This window comes from Pseudothauera lacus (assembly GCF_003034845.1).
In the GTDB taxonomy this organism is placed as follows: domain Bacteria; phylum Pseudomonadota; class Gammaproteobacteria; order Burkholderiales; family Rhodocyclaceae; genus Pseudothauera; species Pseudothauera lacus.
This window is the reverse complement of the sequence record NZ_PZKC01000012.1, coordinates 28,509-48,277: the sequence shown is the minus strand read 5'-3', so window position 1 is coordinate 48,277 and position 19,769 is coordinate 28,509. Positions and strand designations below refer to the sequence as shown.

Annotated in this window: 20 protein-coding genes; 8 read left to right on the top strand and 12 right to left on the bottom strand. The window is 66.1% G+C overall.

Going from position 1 to position 19,769, the window contains the following annotated elements; translation table 11 throughout:
• Positions 1–16 precede the first annotated feature (16 nt).
• From C8261_RS13795 to C8261_RS13740, 12 genes are all read right to left on the bottom strand, one after another.
• Complete coding sequence (locus C8261_RS13795; protein WP_107494306.1) at positions 17–862, bottom strand: THxN family PEP-CTERM protein; 846 nt, start codon at positions 860–862, stop codon at positions 17–19.
• Positions 863–1,026: 164 nt separating this feature from the next.
• Entirely contained in the window at positions 1,027–1,632 is a 606-nt protein-coding gene (gene ruvA, locus C8261_RS13790; RefSeq protein WP_107494305.1) for a Holliday junction branch migration protein RuvA, read from the bottom strand.
• Positions 1,633–1,649: 17 nt separating this feature from the next.
• A complete protein-coding gene (locus C8261_RS13785; RefSeq protein WP_408003222.1) occupies positions 1,650–2,612 on the bottom strand; it encodes a prenyltransferase in 963 nt (320 codons plus the stop codon).
• On the bottom strand, positions 2,609–4,063 hold the full coding sequence (rng, locus tag C8261_RS13780; RefSeq protein WP_107494304.1) for a ribonuclease G: 1,455 nt from the start codon (positions 4,061–4,063) through the stop codon (positions 2,609–2,611). Before rng ends, C8261_RS13785 begins: the two co-directional genes overlap by 4 nt.
• A gap of 72 nt (positions 4,064–4,135) precedes the next feature.
• Positions 4,136–4,759 carry a Maf family protein gene (locus tag C8261_RS13775; protein WP_107494303.1) on the bottom strand — a complete coding sequence of 208 codons (624 nt, stop codon included), beginning with the start codon at positions 4,757–4,759 and terminating at the stop codon, positions 4,136–4,138.
• Positions 4,760–4,987: 228 nt separating this feature from the next.
• Positions 4,988–5,458, bottom strand: coding sequence for a 23S rRNA (pseudouridine(1915)-N(3))-methyltransferase RlmH (rlmH, locus tag C8261_RS13770; RefSeq protein WP_107494302.1), 471 nt, complete (start codon positions 5,456–5,458; stop codon positions 4,988–4,990).
• A 2-nt stretch (positions 5,459–5,460) separates the two neighbouring features.
• A complete protein-coding gene (gene rsfS, locus C8261_RS13765) occupies positions 5,461–5,823 on the bottom strand; it encodes a ribosome silencing factor (RefSeq protein WP_107494301.1) in 363 nt (120 codons plus the stop codon).
• Positions 5,823–6,506: a nicotinate-nucleotide adenylyltransferase gene (gene nadD, locus C8261_RS13760; RefSeq protein WP_107494300.1), complete on the bottom strand. Its 684-nt coding sequence runs from the start codon at positions 6,504–6,506 to the stop codon at positions 5,823–5,825. Before nadD ends, rsfS begins: the two co-directional genes overlap by 1 nt.
• Entirely contained in the window at positions 6,487–7,287 is an 801-nt protein-coding gene (locus C8261_RS13755) for a BPSS1780 family membrane protein (RefSeq protein WP_107494299.1), read from the bottom strand. The genes nadD and C8261_RS13755 overlap by 20 nt, the downstream gene beginning before the upstream one ends.
• Positions 7,288–7,298: 11 nt before the next feature.
• On the bottom strand, positions 7,299–8,252 hold the full coding sequence (locus tag C8261_RS13750) for a homoserine kinase (protein ID WP_107494298.1): 954 nt from the start codon (positions 8,250–8,252) through the stop codon (positions 7,299–7,301).
• 152 nt (positions 8,253–8,404) lie between these two features.
• The gene (locus tag C8261_RS13745; protein WP_107494297.1) at positions 8,405–8,731 is read right to left on the bottom strand and encodes a DUF2782 domain-containing protein; all 327 of its coding nucleotides are present in this window, start codon (positions 8,729–8,731) and stop codon (positions 8,405–8,407) included.
• Positions 8,732–8,801: 70 nt separating this feature from the next.
• A complete protein-coding gene (locus tag C8261_RS13740) occupies positions 8,802–9,524 on the bottom strand; it encodes an LOG family protein (RefSeq protein WP_107494296.1) in 723 nt (240 codons plus the stop codon).
• Positions 9,525–9,823: 299 nt separating this feature from the next.
• On the opposite strand from C8261_RS13740, the gene polA reads away from it, so the two are divergent.
• From polA to C8261_RS17860, 8 genes are all read left to right on the top strand, one after another.
• The gene (gene polA / locus C8261_RS13735) at positions 9,824–12,550 is read left to right on the top strand and encodes a DNA polymerase I (RefSeq protein ID WP_107494295.1); all 2,727 of its coding nucleotides are present in this window, start codon (positions 9,824–9,826) and stop codon (positions 12,548–12,550) included.
• A 234-nt stretch (positions 12,551–12,784) separates the two neighbouring features.
• Positions 12,785–13,348, top strand: a complete 564-nt coding sequence (locus tag C8261_RS13730; RefSeq protein ID WP_107494294.1) for a Uma2 family endonuclease — start codon at positions 12,785–12,787, stop codon at positions 13,346–13,348.
• A 303-nt stretch (positions 13,349–13,651) separates the two neighbouring features.
• The gene (locus C8261_RS13725) at positions 13,652–15,391 is read left to right on the top strand and encodes a carbamoyltransferase family protein (RefSeq protein ID WP_107494293.1); all 1,740 of its coding nucleotides are present in this window, start codon (positions 13,652–13,654) and stop codon (positions 15,389–15,391) included.
• Positions 15,392–15,399: 8 nt separating this feature from the next.
• Positions 15,400–16,494: a hypothetical protein gene (locus C8261_RS13720; RefSeq protein ID WP_107494292.1), complete on the top strand. Its 1,095-nt coding sequence runs from the start codon at positions 15,400–15,402 to the stop codon at positions 16,492–16,494.
• A gap of 6 nt (positions 16,495–16,500) precedes the next feature.
• A complete protein-coding gene (pseB, locus tag C8261_RS13715) occupies positions 16,501–17,499 on the top strand; it encodes a UDP-N-acetylglucosamine 4,6-dehydratase (inverting) (RefSeq protein WP_107494291.1) in 999 nt (332 codons plus the stop codon).
• Between the two features lie 2 nt (positions 17,500–17,501).
• A complete protein-coding gene (pseC, locus tag C8261_RS13710; protein WP_107494290.1) occupies positions 17,502–18,668 on the top strand; it encodes a UDP-4-amino-4,6-dideoxy-N-acetyl-beta-L-altrosamine transaminase in 1,167 nt (388 codons plus the stop codon).
• 13 nt (positions 18,669–18,681) lie between these two features.
• Positions 18,682–19,578 (top strand): aldo/keto reductase, encoded by an 897-nt coding sequence (locus C8261_RS13705; RefSeq protein ID WP_107494289.1) that lies wholly within the window; start codon positions 18,682–18,684, stop codon positions 19,576–19,578.
• The gene (locus tag C8261_RS17860; RefSeq protein ID WP_107494288.1) at positions 19,575–19,688 is read left to right on the top strand and encodes a cytidylyltransferase domain-containing protein; all 114 of its coding nucleotides are present in this window, start codon (positions 19,575–19,577) and stop codon (positions 19,686–19,688) included. Before C8261_RS13705 ends, C8261_RS17860 begins: the two co-directional genes overlap by 4 nt.
• Positions 19,689–19,769: the final 81 nt, after the last annotated feature.

Sequence of the window (19,769 nt, the reverse complement as noted above, 5' to 3'; positions counted from 1 at the left end):
TGTGTTGCGGGCTCGTTCAGGCGCGGCGGCGGCGCAGGGCGCCGAGGCCGACCAGGCCGATGCCGAGCAGGGCGAGCACGCCGGGCTCGGGTACCTGCAGCGGGCGGGTGGAGAGGGTGAAGCCGAAGGTCAGCGCGGTGCTCTGCCCTTCGACGGTCTGGAAGCCGATGCAGCCCGCGCCGACACCGGCTTCGGCGCAGCTGAGCGGATCGAGTTCGCCGAGCACGCCGCCGATGATCGGGAAGATGTTGACGTAGTACAGGGTGCCGCCGAAATCGAAGCTGAAGTTGAGCAGCCCGCCAGTGAGCACGAAGATGTCGTCGCAGGGCACGGTCGACGACGGGAAGCCGCATTCGCCCGATGTTCCGGTGTTGGTGGTTTCCTTGAAGCGGATCTGGAAGGGCACGATCTGGTTCGCGGTGGCCGGCACGGCAGGATCGATCGGCGTCAGGGTGACGTAGTTGGTCAGCGTGGCCTCGGTGAGCGAACCGGAGCCGGCATTGATGATGTTGTTGTTATGGGTCAGGGTGGTGCTGACGCCCACATAGGGCGCGGCATTCGGCGGTGTCACGCCGAAGTAGGTGTCCACGCTGCCCCGGGCCTCGTTGGCGGCGGCGGGGGCGCCGGTGCCGGAGATCACCAGCGAGCTCTGTTCGCCGTTGCCGGAGGTGTGGGGGGTGCCCCAGCGGATGGTCTGGCCACCGTCGAAGATGCCGTTCTGGACGCCGGCGGCATCGAAGCTGGCGGCGGTGAACTCGCTCACCACCGAATAGCTCCACTCGTTTATCAGGACGGCCTGGGCCGGGGCGCTGAGCAGGCCAAGGGCGAGGGCGCTGCTGGCGATCTTGAGAGTGCTGTTCATTTTATGGCCTCCGCTGTATCTGTCCGGATCTGCGCCGGGGGTGCCGTTTCTACAGCATCAGCCGTGCCAGCATTTCAAGTCATTGATTTATAACAACAAATTTCAGTTGCTCAAGTTGAGTCGTAAGAAAATGCGACTGGAATGGCTGCGCCGGTTGCTGCGGACTACGCCTTCGAGAGTAGCCGCAAGGCTTGCCGGATGCCTTCGGCAACGGCGACATCTTCGGCGAGCCCTTTCATCGCCCCAAGTGCTTCGCGCTCGTTGTAGCCCAGTGCCACCAGAGCGTTGAGGATGTCGCTGCGCGCGTCGGCGGCGGCGTCGGCCGGAGTGCCCTGGGGGAGTCGGGTGCCGGCCAGGGCCGGGAGGGCGTGGCCGAGCTTGTCGCGCAGTTCGAGCAGCAGGCGCTCGGCGGTCTTCTTGCCGATGCCCGGCACCTTCACCAGGCGTCCGGCCTCCTGCAGGGCCACTGCCTGGGCGAGGTCGCTCACCGAGAGGCCGGAGAGCACTGCCAGTGCGGTACGCGCACCGATGCCGGAGACCTTCAGCAGTTGCCGGAAGGCGGCGCGTTCCTCGATGGTGGCGAAGCCGTAGAGGAAGTGGCCGTCCTCGCGGATGGCCAGATGGGTGTGCAGGCTTACCGCCTGGCCGCTGGCGGGCAGGCCGTAGAAGGTGCTCATCGGCACGTCCACCTCGTAGCCGAGGCCGTGCACGTCGACGAGGATCTGCGGCGGGTTCTTTTCGAGCAGGGTGCCGGTGAGGCGTCCGATCATGATCTCAGGTGTCCGGGTCAGTGTGCGCCCGGCCAGCTCGCGAAGGCCAGGGCGGCGGCGAGCAGCAGGCCATGGGCGCAGGCGGCGAGGATGGTCTGGCGGATAGCCGGGGCCAGTTCGGCGGATTGCTCGGCGTTGTCGAGGAGGACCTTGGCGGCACTGAACGAGAACACCAGGGTGATCGCCGCGGCCGCGGCCTTCTGCGGCAGGGCTTCGCGGCCGACCATCAGTACCAGCCAGCCATAGGCTACCAGGGCGATGCACAGGTAGCCCCACTTGGCAGCCTGCGGGCCGAGGCGGACGACCACGGTGCGCTTGCCGGCAGCCTTGTCGCCCTGGTGGTCGGGGAACTGGTTGATGAACAGCAGATTGGCCACCAGCAGGGCGTAGGACAGGCCGGCGATCAGCGGCACGGCGCTGAAGCTGCCGCGCTGCACGTAATCAGCACCGGCGACCACCAGCAGCCAGGCGGCGACGATGCACAGTTCACCGAGGCCGCGGCCGACGAGGTAGAGCGGTGGCGCGGAGTAGGCCCAGGTCACCAGCAGGCCTGCGGCGCCGATGGCGAGCAGCCCGGTACCGGCCTGCCAGGCCAGCCACAGGCCACCCGGCAGTACCGCGAGGAGCAGGCCATAGCCCAGCATGGCGGTCTGGCGGGCGCTCAGTACGCCGTTCTGGATGAAGCGGCTGCCGCCGGTGAAGGGGAACAGGCGCTCTTCGTTGAGGCAGTCGGCATCGCGGTCGTGGTAGTCGTTGATGACGTTGCCACCGGCATGGGCGAGCAGCGCCAGCACGACCGTGAGGATGGCGGTGAGGGGATCCAGCGCCACGCCACTGCCGTGGGCGCTGGCCAGTCCGAGCACGCAGGCGACCAGGGTGACGGCGAGAAAGGGCGGCCGGGTGGCCGCCAGCGCGCGCATCACGGCGCTGCGGAAGTGTTCGGGGGCCGGCTCGGCGGCGGGGAGGGCGGGGCGGCTCACAGCAATACGATGTCGAACTGTTCCTGGGTGTAGCTGGCTTCCGGGTGCAGGGAGATCTTCTTGTCGATGAAGTCGGAGAGCATGGCGAGGGCCTGCGACTCCTCGTCGAGGAAGAGGTCGATGACCTGCGGCGAGGCCAGCACGCGAAACTCGCGGGCGTTGAACTGGCGTGCCTCGCGCAGCAGTTCGCGGAGGATCTCGTAGCATACCGTGCGCGCGGTCTTCACCTCGCCGCGGCCGTCGCAGGTCGGGCAGGGCTCGCAGAGCAGGTGGGCGAGCGATTCGCGCGTGCGCTTGCGGGTCATCTCCACCAGACCGAGGGCGGTGAAGCCGTTGATGCTCATCTTGGTGTGGTCGCGCGCCAGCGCCTTGCGGAACTCCTCCAGCACCATGTCGCGATGCTCGGCGGTCTCCATGTCGATGAAGTCGATGATGATGATGCCGCCCAGGTTGCGCAGGCGCAGTTGGCGGGCGATGGACTGGGCGGCTTCGAGGTTGGTCTTGAAGATGGTGTCGTCGAAGTTGCGTGCGCCGACGAAGCCGCCGGTGTTGACGTCCACGGTGGTCATCGCCTCGGTCTGGTCGATGATCAGGTAGCCGCCGGACTTGAGGTCGACGCGCCGTCCGAGCGCCTTCTGGATCTCGTCCTCGATGCTGTGGAGGTCGAACAGCGGCCGCTCGCCGGTGTAGTGGCCGAGCAGGGGCAGCACCTTGGGCATGTACTGCTGGGCAAAGGCGCTGAGCTTGTGAAAGTTCTCCCGCGAGTCGATGACGATGCGCCCGGTGTCGTCGTCGACGAGGTCGCGCAGGGCGCGCTGGGCAAGGTTGAGGTCTTCGTAGAGCAGGCGTGGCGGGGTGGCGCCGACTGCGCGCGCCTGGATCTCGCCCCACAGCTTGCGCAGGTAGGCGATGTCGGCGGCGAGTTCGTCGTCGCCGGCCGATTCGGCCATCGTGCGGACGATGAAACCGCCGGGTTCCTCGGCGGGTACCAGGCGGGTGAGGCGTTCACGCAGGGCCTCGCGGCCGGCCTCGTCCTCGATGCGCTGGGAGATGCCGATGTGATGATCCTGGGGCAGATATACCAGCATGCGCCCGGCGATGCTGATCTGCGTCGACAGACGCGCCCCCTTGGTGCCGATGGGATCCTTGAGCACCTGCACGGTGAGGTTCTGGCCTTCGCTGAGGATGCGCTCGATGGGTTTGGCCGCTTCGCCGTTGTGGCGCTCGCTCCAGATGTCGGCCACATGCAGGAAGGCCGTGCGCTCCAGACCGATGTCGATGAAGGCCGACTGCATGCCGGGCAGCACACGCACGACCTTGCCGAGATAGATGTTGCCGACGATGCCGCGGCTGGCGGTGCGTTCGACGTGAAGTTCCTGTACCACGCCCTGTTCGACGACGGCGATGCGGGTTTCCTGCGGGGTGCAGTTGATGAGGAATTCGATGCTCATGCGCAAGGGGGAGTCAATGAGAAATGCGCAATGGCGGACTGGCGGCCGCCCTTGCGCATTGCCCATCGGGCGCTACGGCAGAGAATAGCCGAAGGCTTCGAGCAGTTGCGCGGTCTCGAACAGCGGCAGCCCCATGATGCCGCTGTAGCTGCCGGAGATGTGTTCGACGAAGACCGCGGCGCGGCCCTGGATGCCGTAGGCGCCGGCCTTGTCGAGGGGCTCGCCGCTGTTGACGTAGCGGCGGATCTGTTCGGCGTCGAGTTCGCGGAAGCGGACTTCGCTGACGCTTACCCGGCAGCGTGTGCGTTCGCCGTCGCTGACCGCCACTGCGGTGAGCACGCGGTGGCTGCGTCCGGAGAGGCGTTGCAGGATGGCGGTGGCATCGGCGCTGTCGGTGGGCTTGCCGATGATCTCCCCGTCCACCTCCAGCGTGGTGTCGGCCGCCAGCACCGGCTGGCGCTGCAGCTTGCGCCACAGCAGACGGCGCACAGCGGCTTCGGCCTTGGTCAGTGCCAGACGCTCGACGTAGCGCTCGGCCCCTTCGCCGGCAAGCGGTGTTTCATCGACGTCGGCATCCTCGCCGCGTTCGCCGCCGCGGAAGGTGAGGACATCGAACTGCACGCCGATCTGGCGCAGCAGCTCACGCCGGCGCGGGCTGCGGGAGGCGAGGTAGATGCGGGGCGCGGCGGCGGTCATGATGGCGATGTGTTGGTGGAATAACACCGCATTCTAGCCCGCATTTCTCACCCTGGCACGTCACGAGGGGGCCGAGGCGCCGTCGTGGTGCGCCGCACGGAGCGAGCGGCGCCGAAGGCGTAGCTGACACTACGTCGAGGCGGCGCGAGGGAGTACGGCGTGCCACGGCGAGCGTATCGGCACCCGCAGTAGGGACGGGGTGAGAAATGCGGGCTAGCGCGTCCGCCTTCACTCGCGGTGATAGGGGTGGTTCTTCAGTACGCTCCAGGCGCGGTAGAGGGCTTCGGCCAGCAGCGGACGCACCAGGGCGTGGGGGAGGGTGAGGCTGGTGAGGCGCAGTGACTCGTCGGCGCCGGCCTTCAGCGCCGGGTCGAGGCCGTCGGGGCCGCCGACGATGAAGGCGACGTCGCGCCCGTCGCCGAGCCAGTTTTCGAGACGGCGCGCGAGCGCCGCCGTGGTCAGGTCGGCACCGCGTTCGTCGAGCACCACGCGGCGGCAGCGCGGTGGCAGCGCGGCTTCGATGCGGGTCGCTTCGGCGGCCATCATGGCGTCAACGGTCTTGCCGGTGGTGCGCGCCTCGGCCTTGACCTCGTGCAACTGCAGCGGCAGCTCACGCGGCATGCGGCGGGCGAACTCCTCGTAGCCGGCGTTCACCCACGCCGGCATGCGGTGGCCGACGGCGACCAGCAGCAGTTTCACCGTCAGGCGTGGGTGCCGCCGCCCGGGCGCGGGCGGGGTGCGCTGCCCGGCGTCCACAGCTCTTCGAGGCGGTAGTAGTCGCGGATGGCCGGCTGCATGATGTGTACCACCACGCTGCCGAGGTCCACCAGCACCCACTCGCCGCTGTCCTCGCCCTCGATGCTGAGCACTTCCACGTTGGCGGCGCGTGCCTTGTCGTGGACGCTGCGCGCCAGGGCGCGGGTCTGGCGGCCGGAGTCGGCGCTGGCGATGACGATGCGGTCGAAGAGCGCGGTCAGGCGGGTGGTGTCGATGACCTGGATGTCCTTGGCCTTGATGTCTTCGAGAGCGTCGACGACGAGTTGCTGCAGTGCTTGAATGTCCATCAGTTCCGGCGGTAGAGGTGGTGCAGCCCAATATAGTCGAGAACCGGATCGGGCAGCAAATAGCGTGCGCTGCTGCCCTGGGCGAGCAGGTCGCGGATCAGCGAGGCGGAAATTCCCAGCGGGGTCATGTCGAAAGGCAGCACCAGCCCGGCGGGCTGCGCAGCGAGGCGCGCGGGTTCGCGGCACAGGCGGGTGCGGGTGGCCGCCTCCAGTGCCGCCGACAGCACGCCTGGCCAGCGTCGCCCGTGGGGGGCGTGGCCGGGGCGGTTGGCGACGGCGATATGGGCGAGCGTGAACAGGGCCTCCCAGCGGTGCCAGGAAGGCAGTCCGGCGAAGGCGTCGGCACCAAGGATGAGCACCAGCGGGCGTTGCGCGCCGAGTTCGCGGCGCAGGCGCTCGAGGGTCGGCACGGTGTAGCTGTGCGCGCTGCTCAGCACCTCGCTGTCGTCGACTTCCAGCGCGGGATTGCCGGCGGTGGCCAGGCGGACCATTGCCAGGCGGTCTGCAGCGCTGCTGCTGGGGGCTTCGCGGTGCGGCGGCTGGCCGGCGGGTATGAGGCGCACCGCGCCGAGAGCGAGCGCCTCGCGGGCTTCCTCGGCGAGGCGCAGGTGGCCGAGGTGGATGGGGTCGAAGGTGCCGCCGAGGAGTCCGAGCGGGCTGTGCTCAGTCGGCGTGGTTGTCATCGACGATGAGCGGATGGCTGGCTGCGCTTGCGCCCGGCAGGCCGAAGACGTCGCGGGCGTTGATGTAGAAGCTGGCGAACACGGTGGGCAGCAGCACCAGCGGTACCAGCAGGGTGAGCAGGGTGCCGAGCGCCGGCACCGCAAGGCTGATGACGCCGATCAGCATGCCGGGGAGCACCGCGCCGAACAGCGCCAGACCGATGGCGTAGGCGAGGAAGGCGCGCCAGTTGCGCAGGCAGGCATAGAAGCTGAAGAACAGCGCCTTTACCGGTGGCACCTGCCACCAGCCGGCGAGCATGGGGGCGTACCAGTAGGCCATCACCACCGGGGTGGACAGGGCGATGGCGATGAGCAGCGCGAGGGTGAAGGCGGGGCTGTTGACGGCGGCTTCGTCCACCGGGCTGCCGGTCATCACCTTCAGCAGCGTGCCGCCGTCGGCGAGCACGGTGGCCGACAGCGCGAGCAGGCTGGCGATGAGGTAAATGCCGCCAATGGTCACCAGCGGGGCGATGCCGCCACGGAAACCGGAGAAGAGGATGTCGGGGCCGACCTTGCGGCCTTCGTCGATGGCCCGGCAGCCATTGAGCACGCCCAGAGAGAGGATGGGCATCAGCAGCGAGGCGACGGGCTGACCGATGAGCGGGAAGATGCTCACCACCACCAGGGTGAGCAGGAAGCCGAAGGCCATGTAGGTCATCAGCGCGGGATTGGCGCGCCACAGCAGCAGGCCTTCCTTGAGCCAGGCCCAGCCGCGGTAGAGGGGGAGTTGTCGTGCTTGCATGGGAGTGGAGTCTACACGGTGGAAGGCGCCGGCAGTGCGGGCACGGCACTGCGACGCAGACGCAGGATGTCGCGATACTCGTCGGGGTTCTTGACCAGTACCATTTCGCCCTCACGCGGCAGATGAAAGTCCGCTGCACGCGACAGCCAGAAGCGCAGCGCGGCGGCGCGCAGCATTGCCGGCCAGGCGACGGACTCGGCGCTGGTGAACGGGCGCTCGGCGTGGTAGGCGTCGAGGAGGGCGGCGCAGCGCACGGCGTCGAGGCTGCCGTCGGCGTTGGAGCACCAGTCGTTGACGGTGACCGCGACGTCGAAGAGCAGTGCATCGACGCCGGCAAAGTAGAAGTCGATCACCCCGCCGATGTGTTCGCCGTCCCACAGCACGTTGTCACGGAAGAGGTCGGCGTGGATCACCCCGCGCGGCAGCGCGTCCACGGCCACGCCGGCCTGGAAGGCGAGCTCCTCGTCGAGCAGGGTCTGTTCCGCGGCCGTCAGGTAGGGGCGCAGCTGCGCTGCGGTGGCGCTACGCCATGCGGCACCGCGGGGGTTGTCCTGATGGCGGCGGTAGGACAGTCCGGCCAGGTGCAGTCCGGCGAGCATGGCGCCGACGCGCGCGCAGCGCGCACTGTCCGGGCTGAGGTCGGAGGCGCCGCTGAGGCGGGCGACGAGCACCGCGGGCTTGTCGGCGAGGGTGCCGAGGTACTCGTTGTCGCGGTCGGCGATGGGGGCCGGCACCGGCAGTCCGCAGCGCGCCAGATGCGCCATCAGGTGCAGGTAGAAGGGCAGCTCGGCGCGCGGGATGGATTCGAACAGGGTGAGGACGTAGCGCCCCAGCGTGGTGGTGACGAAGAAGTTGCTGTTCTGCACCCCCGCCGAGATACCCTGCAGATGGGCAAGCCGGCCCACCGCATAGCGCTGCAGCCAGAGCGAGAGGGCTTCGGGGGTGACGGGAGTGAAGACGGACATGGGTCGTTCAGGCGCGGCGCTGATTAGCAGGTTCCTTCCCCTTCAAGGGGAAGGACAGGATGGGGATGGGTGTTCGGCGCCACGAGTCTACCCATCGCCGCCGCCCCCTTGGAGGGGAGGGCGTGGTCGTGCCAGCTTTGGCGCGCGTCAGCTCACCAGCTGCGGATCACCCACATCGGCACCGACAGCGTCGGCGCGGCGTCATGATGGCGGACGAAATTGCCGTCGCCCTGCGGGTCGACCAGGTAGTAGGGCGTGCCGTGCGGCGGTGTCACCTTGACCATGTAGAGGCGGCCGCGGATGCGGTACTCCTCGACGGTGTCCTCGCCGCGGCGGACGATGGTCACCTGCGGTTCGAAGGCGTCGTCGGTCATCCCCGGCGGCGGGGGCGGTTCCGGCAGTGGTTGCAGGTCGCTGCGTTGCTGGGCGAAGGCCGGCAGGGCGCAGGCGAGGGCGAGAATGAGCAGTTTGCGATGCATGATGGATTCTCCGCGGGGGTAATGCGATTGTAGCCCGGATGCGCTGGGGCGGAACCCGGGATTCCCTCCACTACAGGTTCAGCATCAGCTCGTGCTCTTCTGGCAGCGGCAGGAAGCCCCGGCTCTCGTAGTGCTTGAAGATCGCCTCCACCACTTCTTCCGGCTTGTCGATGACCTGTACCAGATCGAGATCCTCGGGGTTGATCATGCCCTCGCTCACCAGGCGCTCGCGGAACCAGTCCAGCAGCCCCTGCCAGAACGGCCGATGGACGAGGATTACCGGAATCCTGCGGCTCTTGTTGGTCTGGATCAGGGTCATCGCTTCGAGCAGTTCGTCCAGCGTGCCGAAACCGCCCGGCATCACCACATAGGCGCTGGCGAACTTGACGAACATGAACTTGCGCGCGAAGAAGTGCTGGAAGGTCTGCGAGATGTCCTGATAGGGATTGGCGGCCTGTTCGTGCGGCAGCTGGATGTTGAGGCCGATCGACGGGCTCTTGCCGAAGTAGGCGCCCTTGTTGGCCGCTTCCATGATCCCCGGGCCGCCGCCGGAAATCACCGAGAAGCCGGCGTCGGAGAGCTGGCGGGCGATCTGCTCGGTGAGCATGTAGTACTTGTGATCGGGCGCGGTGCGCGCGCTGCCGAAGATGGACACCGCCGGGCGGATGGCGTTGAGGCGTTCGGTGGCCTCGACGAACTCCGCCATGATGCCGAAGATGCGCCAGGATTCACGCGCATTGAAGCGCGGCGCGGCGCTGGTGATGCCGCGCGGCAGTTTGTCTTTTACGCTCATGTAAACGGGTCGCTGCTGGTTCGGGAAAAGGGGTCAACGATAACCCAGAGGCACGTCCCGATGATGATTTTGCGCTGTCGTGGCAATCTGGGCTCCCTCCCCTTCAAGGGGGCGAAGGCGGGGTTTCGCAGAGCACCGCTCTGCGCCGCCGGAGCGGCGGAGCGGAGCGGGAGACTACCGGGTTGGGGTGGGGATGGGTTTCAATGGCGCCGATAATGACCCTCCCCCTCCCAGCTGCCTCCTTGAAGGGGGAGGGGCGAGGTACTATGCGCCCTTGTAAAGCTCACCGAAAGTCCGCCATGCCCACGCTGCTGCTTGTCGACGGTTCCAGTTACCTGTATCGCGCCTTCCACGCCCTGCCGGACCTGCGCAACAGCGCCGGCGAACCCACCGGGGCGATCCGCGGCGTGCTCTCCATGCTGCGCCGGCTCGAAGCCGAGTACGCCGCCGAATACCGTGCCTGCGTCTTCGACGCCAAGGGCAAGACCTTCCGCGACGACTGGTATCCGGAATACAAGTCCCACCGCCCGCCGATGCCGGACGACCTGCGCGCGCAGATCGAGCCGCTGCACCAGGCGGTACAGGCCGAAGGCTGGCCGCTGCTGTCGGTGGAAGGGGTGGAAGCCGACGACGTCATCGGCACGCTCACCCGCCAGGCCGCGGAACGCGGCTGGCAGGTGGTGATCTCCACCGGCGACAAGGACCTCACCCAACTGGTGCGCCCCGGCGTGCGCTGGGTGAACACCATGAGCGAGGAAGTGCTCGACGAGGCCGGCGTGACCGCCAAGTTCGGCGTGCCGCCCGAGCGCATCGTGGATTACCTGGCGCTGGTCGGCGACACCGTGGACAACGTGCCCGGGGTGGAGAAGTGCGGCCCCAAGACCGCGGTGAAGTGGCTCACCGAGTACGGCACCCTGGACGAACTGGTCGCCAACGCCGACAAAGTGGGCGGCAAGGTCGGCGAGAACCTGCGCCGGCATCTCGACTTCCTGCCGCTGGGACGCAGGCTGGTCACCGTGGCCACCGACGTCGAACTGCCGGTGCAACTGGAAGACCTGCCTGCGCGCGAGGACGACAAGGCGGCGTTGCGCGCGTTGTACGAGCGTTTCGAGTTCCGCTCCTGGATCAGGGATCTGGATGGCGCCGGCACGGCATCGTCTGGCGCCGGACAGCAGAATGAGGTCGAGACCGGCGATCCGCCGGGCGAACCCGGCGCCCACCGCGGCGACTACGTCTGCATCCTCGACTGGCCCACCTTCGATGCCTGGCTGGCGAAGATCGACGCCGCCGGGCTCACCGCCTTCGACACCGAAACCACCAGCCTCGACCCGCTGGCCGCACGCCTGGTCGGCATGTCCTTCTCCACCGTGCCGGGCGAAGCCGCCTACCTGCCGCTCGCCCACCGCGGCGCGGAGGCGCCCGAGCAGCTGCCGCTCGAAGAGGTGCTGGCGAAGCTCAAGCCCTGGCTGGAGTCCGACGCCAGGCCCAAGGTCGGCCAGAACCTCAAGTACGACGCCCACGTGCTGGCCAACCACGGCATCGCCTTGCGCGGCATCGCCCACGACACCCTGCTGCAGTCCTACGTACTGGAGTCCGACAAGTCGCACGACATGGATTCACTCGCCAGGCGCCACCTGGGCCTGACCACCATCCCCTACACCGAGGTGTGCGGCAAGGGCGCCAAGCAGATCGGCTTCGATGAAGTGGCGGTGGAGCGCGCCACCGAATACGCCGCCGAGGACGCCGACGTCACCCTGCGCCTGCACCGCAAGCTGTGGCCGCAGGTCGAGCGCGAGCCGCGCCTGGCCGCGCTCTATCGCGACATCGAACTGCCCACCCTCGCCGTGCTGCTGGAGATGGAATGCAACGGCGTGCTGATCGACCCCTTCCTGCTCGCCGGCCATGGCGAGGAACTCGGCCGCCGCCTGCACGACCTGGAGCGCGAAGCGCACGAACTCGCCGGCCAGCCCTTCAACCTGGGCTCGCCCAAGCAGCTGGGCGAAATCCTCTTCGGCAAGCTCGGCCTGCCAGTGGTCAAGAAGACCGCCACCGGCCAGCCCTCCACCGACGAGGAGGTGCTCGAGAAGCTCGCCGAAGACTACCCGCTGCCCAAGCTGCTGCTTGAACACCGCGGCCTGGCCAAGTTGAAGAGCACCTACGCCGACAAGCTGCCGCGCATGGTGAACCCGAAGACGGGCCGCGTGCACACCAGCTTCTCGCAGGCCACCGCGGTCACCGGCCGGCTCGCCAGCTCCGAGCCCAACCTGCAGAACATCCCCATCCGCACCGCCGAAGGCCGGCGCATCCGCGCGGCCTTCATCGCCCCGCGTGGCCACCACATCGTCTCCGCCGACTACTCGCAGATAGAGCTGCGCATCATGGCCCATCTGTCGGACGACGCCCGTCTGCTGGAGGCCTTCGCTCACGGCGAGGACGTGCACCGCGCCACCGCCGCCGAGGTCTTCGGCACCACGCCGGCAGAAGTCAGCAGCGAGCAGCGCCGCTACGCCAAGGTGATCAACTTCGGCCTCATCTACGGCATGAGTGCGCACGGTCTGGCGAAGAACCTCGGCATCGAACGCGCCGCCGCCCAGGGCTGGATCGACCGCTACTTTGCCCGTTATCCCGGCGTGGCCGCCTACATGGAGCGCACCCGCGTCGAAGCGCGCGAGCGCGGCTACGTCGAGACCGTCTTCGGCCGCCGCCTCTACCTGCCCGAGATCCGTGCCAGCCAGGCCGGCCGCCGCCAGGCCGCCGAGCGCGCGGCGATCAACGCCCCGATGCAAGGCACCGCCGCCGACCTGATCAAGAAGGCGATGATCGCCACCAGCGCCTGGCTGAAGGCGAAACGGCTGCAATCGCGCCTGATCCTGCAGGTGCACGACGAATTGGTGCTGGAAGTGCCGGACGCCGAACTCGAGCTCATCCGCCGGGAACTGCCCGCGCTGATGGGCGGCGTGGCCGCACTCAAGGTGCCGCTGCTGGTGGAGGTGGGGGCGGGGGCGAACTGGGATGAGGCGCACTGAGCATGTCCCGAGGGTAGGGGGAGACTGAGCTGACCCCAATTCCCAGCGTCCCTCCCCCTTCAAGGGGGAGGACAGGAGGGGGATGGGTTGGGTTGCCAGCAAACCTCGCCAGCACGATCGCCTTCAACACTACCCGCATACGCCGCCTGATACTCGACAGGCAGCAGATTCGCTTCGGATGAGCATGTTTGATCTAACATAAGCAGCAACCCCGCAGCCCGCACGGAGGCCTCAATGAACAGCGCCCTGACCCGCCCCGCTCCGATCAGCATCCGCGACTACCTGGACGGCGAGAACCTCACCGACGTCAAGCACGAGTACCTCGACGGCGAAGTCGTCGCCATGGGCGGTGCAAGCGCCAGGCATGGCCTGATCGTCACAGGCCTTAGCCTTGCAATTGGCCCACACGCCCGCCGCAAAGCCTGCCAGCTCTTCATGTCCGACATGAAGCTGCGCGTCGACCATGCCGACCAGACCTACTTCTACTACCCTGACCTGCTGCTCGCCTGCGATCCGCAGGACGGCGACCCCTACTACCGCAGCCGCCCCTGCCTGCTTGTGGAAGTACTGTCACCCACCACCGAGCGCATCGACCGGCGCGAAAAACTCTTCGCCTACCAGACCATCCCCTCGCTGCGCGAATATCTGCTGGTCGACCCGGAACAGCGCTGCGTGGAGATCTACCGCTTCGGCCAGAGCGTGCGGCACGAAACCTGCACGCAGGGCAGCTTCCGCCTCGACTGCCTGGAGGCGGAGATTGCGCTGGATGAGGTGTATCGGGACGTGGAGGCGTTGTGATGCATGAGCGCTAGGCGGCTGTCAGCACCCCGCACGTCGCCGTAGATATTGTGTGCCACCGCCCGCCGCCAGCCCCGGATTTCGGTCTACGGCCTGCATCCACGCCACGGCTCTGTACTCTTCTGTTGCAGGAGGTCAAGGCGAGCAGGCTGGGGGCGAGTCGGGTAGTTTGACTTTCTGCGGGTTCGGCTTCGGTGCACCGTCAGGCCGCGGCAGGCAGGTACCAGAGTACGAGAGGTATAATGCGGCGCCTGCGCCACTAGGCGTGCCCGTGCCTAACCTAACGTCTGCAAAGGTTATCCCTTGTCCCTGACCATCCTCGGCCTGTCCGGCGCCCTGACCCACGACCCCTCTGCCGCCCTCTACATCGACGGCAAGCTCGTTGCCGCGGCGGAAGAAGAGCGCTTCGTGCGCGACAAGCACGCCAAGCACCGCATGCCCTACGAATCCGCGCGCTTCTGCCTGGATTTCGCCGGCATCAAGCCCAAGGACGTCAGCGCGGTCGCCATCCCCTTCGCGCCGATCAGCATCTTCGACAAGGCGCGCTGGCACTACGCCAAGCGCTACTGGTACGCGCCCGATCGCGGGCTGGACGCCATCCTGATGGGCAACCGGCGCTTCCATCGCTACAAGAAGCGCATCGAATGGTGCCTGCAGCAGCTGGGCTTCGATTTGGCCAAGACCGAGATCGTGCCGGTCGAGCACCACCTTACCCATGCCTCCAGCGCCTACCACTGCTCCGGCTTCACGGAAAAGACCGCCATCCTGGGCATCGACGGCAAGGGCGAGTACGCCACCACCTTCTTCGGCTACGGCGAGAACGGCCGCATCCACAAGATCAAGGAGTTCTACGACCCGGATTCGCTCGGCGGCCTGTACGGTGCGATCACCGAGTACCTCGGCTTCGAGATGCTCGACGGTGAGTACAAGGTCATGGGCATGGCGCCCTACGGCGACCCGGACAAGTACGATTTTTCCCGCCTGGCCAAGTTTGAAAATGGCGAACTGGTGGTCGACACCGATCTCGCCAACGTCATCGGCCTGCGGCGTTACAAGGAAAACGGCAAGGGCTACTACTTCTCGCCCAAGCTGATCGACTGGCTGGGCCCGATGCGCCACGGTGACATCGCCGACGAGCCCTACATCCACTACGCGGCGAGCATGCAGAAGCTGTTCGAGGATCTCGCCCTGCAGATGATGGACTACTACCTGGGCGACATCCTGCGCGAGACCGGCAAGCTGGCCTTCGCCGGCGGCGGTGCGCTCAACGTCAAGCTCAACCAGAAGATCATCGCCCGCCCCGAGGTCAAGGAGCTCTTCGTGCAGCCGGCTTCCGGCGATTCGGGTACCGCGGTGGGCGCCGCTGCCTACGTCTCGGTGCAGCGCGGCGTGCCGGTGGAGAAGATGGAGCACGTCTATCTCGGCCCCTCGTACAGCAACGAAGACGTCATTGCCGCCTGCGCCCGCCATCCGGCGCAGCCCAAGTGGCAGAAGATTGATGATGTGCCGGCGCACATCGCCAAGGTGCTGGCCGACGGCAACCCGGTGGCCTGGTTCCAGGGACGCATGGAATTCGGCCCGCGCGCGCTCGGTGGGCGCTCCATCCTCGGCTGCCCCAGCGCCCCCGGGGTGGCCGACCGCATCAACGAGCAGATCAAGTTCCGTGAGCGCTGGCGCCCGTTCTGCCCCAGCATGCTCGATACCGTCGGCCCGCAGATGCTCGGCACCGACCACCCCGCGCCCTTCATGACCTTCACCTTCGAAGTCGCCGAGGGCTGGAAGGAGCGCGTGCCGGAAGTGGTGCACGAAGACGGCACCTCGCGCGCCCAGGTCCTCAAGCGCGAGTTCAACCCGCGCTACTACGACCTGATGAAGGAACTGGAGAAGCTCACCGGCAACGGCGTGGTACTCAACACCTCGCTCAATCGGCGCGGCGAACCCATGATCTGCTCGCCCACCGACGCGCTCAACATGTTCTTCGGGTCGGATCTGCAGTATCTCGTGATGGAGGATGTGCTGGTCGTGAAAACCCTCGAAAGCTGATCAATCCCATGAGCAAGGTCGTCTACTTCTCCAGGATGTTTCAGGCCGTGCCGCACCTGGCGCAGGTCGCCTCGCAATTGCCGGGGACCTTCGTGACCACACGCAGTTCGACCCTGAAAGCCACTCGCCACCTTTACCCAGCCTTGGATTCGGCACGCTTTGTGCGCTGGTTGGGACCCTTCAGCCAAGGCGCCCGCCTGCTCAAGAATGCAGACGTGATTGTTACCGGCTCCCCTTACCGCAGCTTCCTGAAAAACTTCAGCGCCAAGAAATGCACTGTCTTTCATGGCACCTACATGCTGCTCAGCAAGCACGCCCTCCTCGCCAACGCGCATTTCGACCTGCTCTGCGTCACGGGCCCGCGCATGCAGCAGATGATCCAGCGCTTCGCGTCGGAAATTCAAGTAAATACTGTCAGGACTGGTTTTCTTCCCTTTTGTGAGTTTCCCGTCGCAACTGCCGAGCACCGAGAGCGAACATTGGGCGCGCTCAATCTTGACCCTTCGCTGAAAACTGTCGTCTATACCTCCAGCCGCAGAAGCATAGGCTCGTGGGACTTGGTGGCCGAGCAACTCGTCAGAACCACGCCAGCCTCATTCAATCTGGTTCTGCGTCCCCACCCCAGTCAGTCATTGACGTCCCGCCGCATCGACCGCGCCAGCTTCCGCCGGGTAACCCAGCTTGCCGCATCACGCCCCAATACCTTGGTCGATCTCACGGCTCAGGCTCTTTCGTCCCTGCAGTCGGTTGCCGACCTACTGATATCGGATGCTAACTCACCGGCTGAGGAGTCCTTGTTCTATGATGTTCCGCAACTTTTTATTGAAACTCCCATATTTGGTGCGGAGGCAATGAGAACGATGGCTCTGCGAGAAGAGATGCATCCAGATGACATTGCCCAGCTGCTTACGCTGTTCGAGTGCGGACGCCGGCAATTCGTGGACGGGCCGATGAATTTCGCTCAATCGATTGAACGGGCGATTCTCGATGCGCCAGTTTACGCTTCGCGACGCCAGGAGTATTTTTCCTGGGTCTTTGGCGAAAGAGATCGATGTGCCCACAAGCGCGCTGCTCAAGCGATAAAGACCTTCCTGCTTTCCTGATCAATCATGCTCAATAACACATCTATCCTGGTCACTGGTGGCACTGGCTCATTTGGTCACACGTTTGTACCGATGACCCTCGCCAGATACAACCTCAAAAAGATCATCATCTTCTCCCGTGATGAAATGAAGCAGTGGGAAATGGCCAAGATTTTCCAGGGAGACCCCCGTGTCCGCTTCTTCATCGGCGACGTACGTGACAAGGACCGCCTCTACCGCGCGCTGGATGGCGTCGACTACGTGGTCCATGCCGCAGCGACCAAGATCGTGCCGACCGCCGAGTACAACCCCTTCGAGTGCATCAAGACCAACATCAACGGCGCCATGAACCTGATCGACGCCTGCATCGACAAGGGCGTCAAGCGCGTGGTCGCGCTGTCCACGGACAAGGCCTCAAGCCCGGTTAACCTGTACGGCGCCACCAAGCTCGCGTCGGACAAGCTGTTCGTCGCGGGCAACTCCTACGCCGGCGGCCACGACACGCGGTTTGCCGTGGTTCGCTACGGCAATGTGATGGGCTCGCGCGGCTCGGTCATTCCCTTCTTCCTGTCCATCAAGGACAAGGGCGTGTTGCCGATCACCGATGAACGCATGACCCGCTTCATGATCTCCCTGGAGCAGGGCGTCGAGCTCGTCTGGCACGCCTTCGACGACATGGAGGGCGGCGAGATTTACGTGAAGAAGATCCCGTCGATGAAGGTCACCGACCTCGCGCGCACCATCGCCCCGGAAGCAGCCCTGGAGTTCGTCGGCATCCGGCCGGGCGAGAAGCTGCATGAGCAGATGATCGGCGAGGAAGACTCCTTCTACACCTACGAGTACCCGGAGCACTACAAGATCCTGCCCGCCATCAACAACTGGGCAAACTGTGCGAACCGGATCAAGGACGGCAAGAAGGTCCCGGAAGGTTTCAGCTACACCAGCGACAACAACCCGGAGTGGATGTCGCCGGACGAACTGCGCCGCTGGGTCGCCGACAACCAGGGCAAGATCGGGAAGATCTGACCATGATCCCCTACGGTCGCCAGGAGATCACCGAGGAAGACGTCGAAGCCGTCGTCGCCGTATTGCGCTCCGATTTCCTCACCCAGGGTCCGATGGTCCCGCGTTTCGAGCAAGCCATCGCGGACTACTGCGGTGGGGGACACGCGGTCGCCGTCAACAGCGCCACCTCCGCCCTGCACATCGCCTGCCAGGCGCTCGGCCTGGGCCCGGGCGACTGGCTATGGACCAGCCCGATCACCTTCGTCGCATCGGCCAACTGCGCGCTGTACTGTGGCGCACAGGTCGATTTCGTGGACATCGATCCGCGCACCTACAACCTGTGCCCCCGCGCCCTGGAGCACAAGCTCATCGAGGCCAAGCCTGCCGGCCGCCTGCCCAAGGTGGTCGTCCCGGTACACCTGTGCGGACAGCCCTGCGACATGGCAGCCATCCACCGGCTTTCCAGGGAGTACGGTTTCCGCATCATCGAAGACGCTTCGCATGCCATCGGCGGCCGGTATCAGGGCGAACCCATCGGCAACTGCCGCTACAGCGACATCACCGTGTTCAGCTTCCACCCGGTCAAGATCATCACCACCGCCGAAGGCGGCATGGCGCTGACCCAGGACGCCGGACTGGCCCACAAGATGGCCCTGCTGCGCAGCCACGGCATCACCCGCGACCCGGCGCAGATGACCCACGAGGCCGATGGTCCCTGGTACTACCAGCAGATCGAGCTCGGCTTCAACTACCGCATGACCGAGTTGCAGGCCGCGCTCGGCGTGAGCCAGATGGCGCGCCTCGACGACTACGTCGCCCGCCGCCACCAGCTCGCCAAGCGCTACGACGCTTTGCTTGCGGACCTGCCGGTCACCCGGCCCTGGCAGCATCCGGACAGCTACTCCGGCCTGCACCTTTACGTCGTCCGTCTGCAGCTCGACCAGATCGGCAGACCCCACCGCCAGGTCTTCGAGTCGCTACGCGAGCAGGGCATCGGAGTGAACCTGCACTACATCCCGGTGCACACACAGCCCTACTACCAGCGGATGGGCTTCAAGGCCGGGGACTACGCCGAGGCGGAGCGTTACTACGCCGAGGCGATCAGCCTGCCGATGTACCAGACCATGACTCATGCACAGCAAGATGCCGTCGTGGCCGCTCTGGCATCCGCGCTTGCTCCCATACGCTGAACGGACCGCAGCTATGAGTAGCGCGTCTTCAAGCGGTATCGGCCTCAGGATTGCCCTGGGCACGGCGCAGTTCGGGTTGCCCTACGGCATCTCCAATGCCCGTGGGCAGATCACACAGGACGAAGGCAGGGCCATCATCGCCCAGGCCCGATCCGCGGGCATTCACACCATCGACACGGCCATTGCCTACGGCAACAGTGAGGCGTCTCTGGGAGAACTGGACGTCTCCGGCTGGCAGATCATTACCAAGTTGCCGGAGATGCCCGTTTCCGGCGACACCGTGGCGGACTGGGTTGCGGCACAGCTCGACGGCTCTCTCCAACGACTGCGGACAGACTCCGTCCACGGACTCCTGCTGCACCGCCCCGCTCAACTTCTCGGTCGAGATGGGCAGGCGCTCTACCACGCGCTGCTCGCAGAACGCGAAGCTGGAAGAGTCGGCAAGATCGGCATCTCGGTTTACTACCCCGCGGAACTCGAGCAGATGCCGCCGTCCATGAAGTTCGACATCGTCCAGGCGCCGTTCAACGTTCTCGATACGCGCATGGCCCGCTCCGGGTGGGCTGCGAGATTGCAGGATGCGGGCTGCGAGCTTCATGTCCGTTCGATCTTCCTGCAGGGTTTGCTGCTCATGCCCCGCCCGGCTCGCCCTGCGTATTTCTCCCGCTGGAACACCCTGTGGGCGGGCTGGGAGCGCTGGCTGCAGGACACCGGCCTGTCTCCGCTGCAGGCCTGCGTAAGGTATGCACTGAACGCACCCGGCATCGACAAGGTGGTGGTCGGCGTCGACAGCGCCGAGCATCTCGCGGAGATTCTGGCCGCCGCGGATGGCGAGATGCCGCCACTGCCAGCCAGCCTTCATACTGACGACACCGCCCTGCTGAACCCCGCACTCTGGAACCGCTCATGAAGATCGTCGCCATCGTCCAGGCCCGGATGGGCTCCACACGCCTTCCCAACAAGGTAATGAAGGCCATCGGCGGCGTTCCGAAGCGCCGATCAGCTTGCTCAATGCGTTGAGAGTTTCGGACAGCCGCGCGGTATTGAAGCGTCCGCCCCCTCCCTGCGATGACCCACCTCCGCAAACCCTGCCGAATGGAA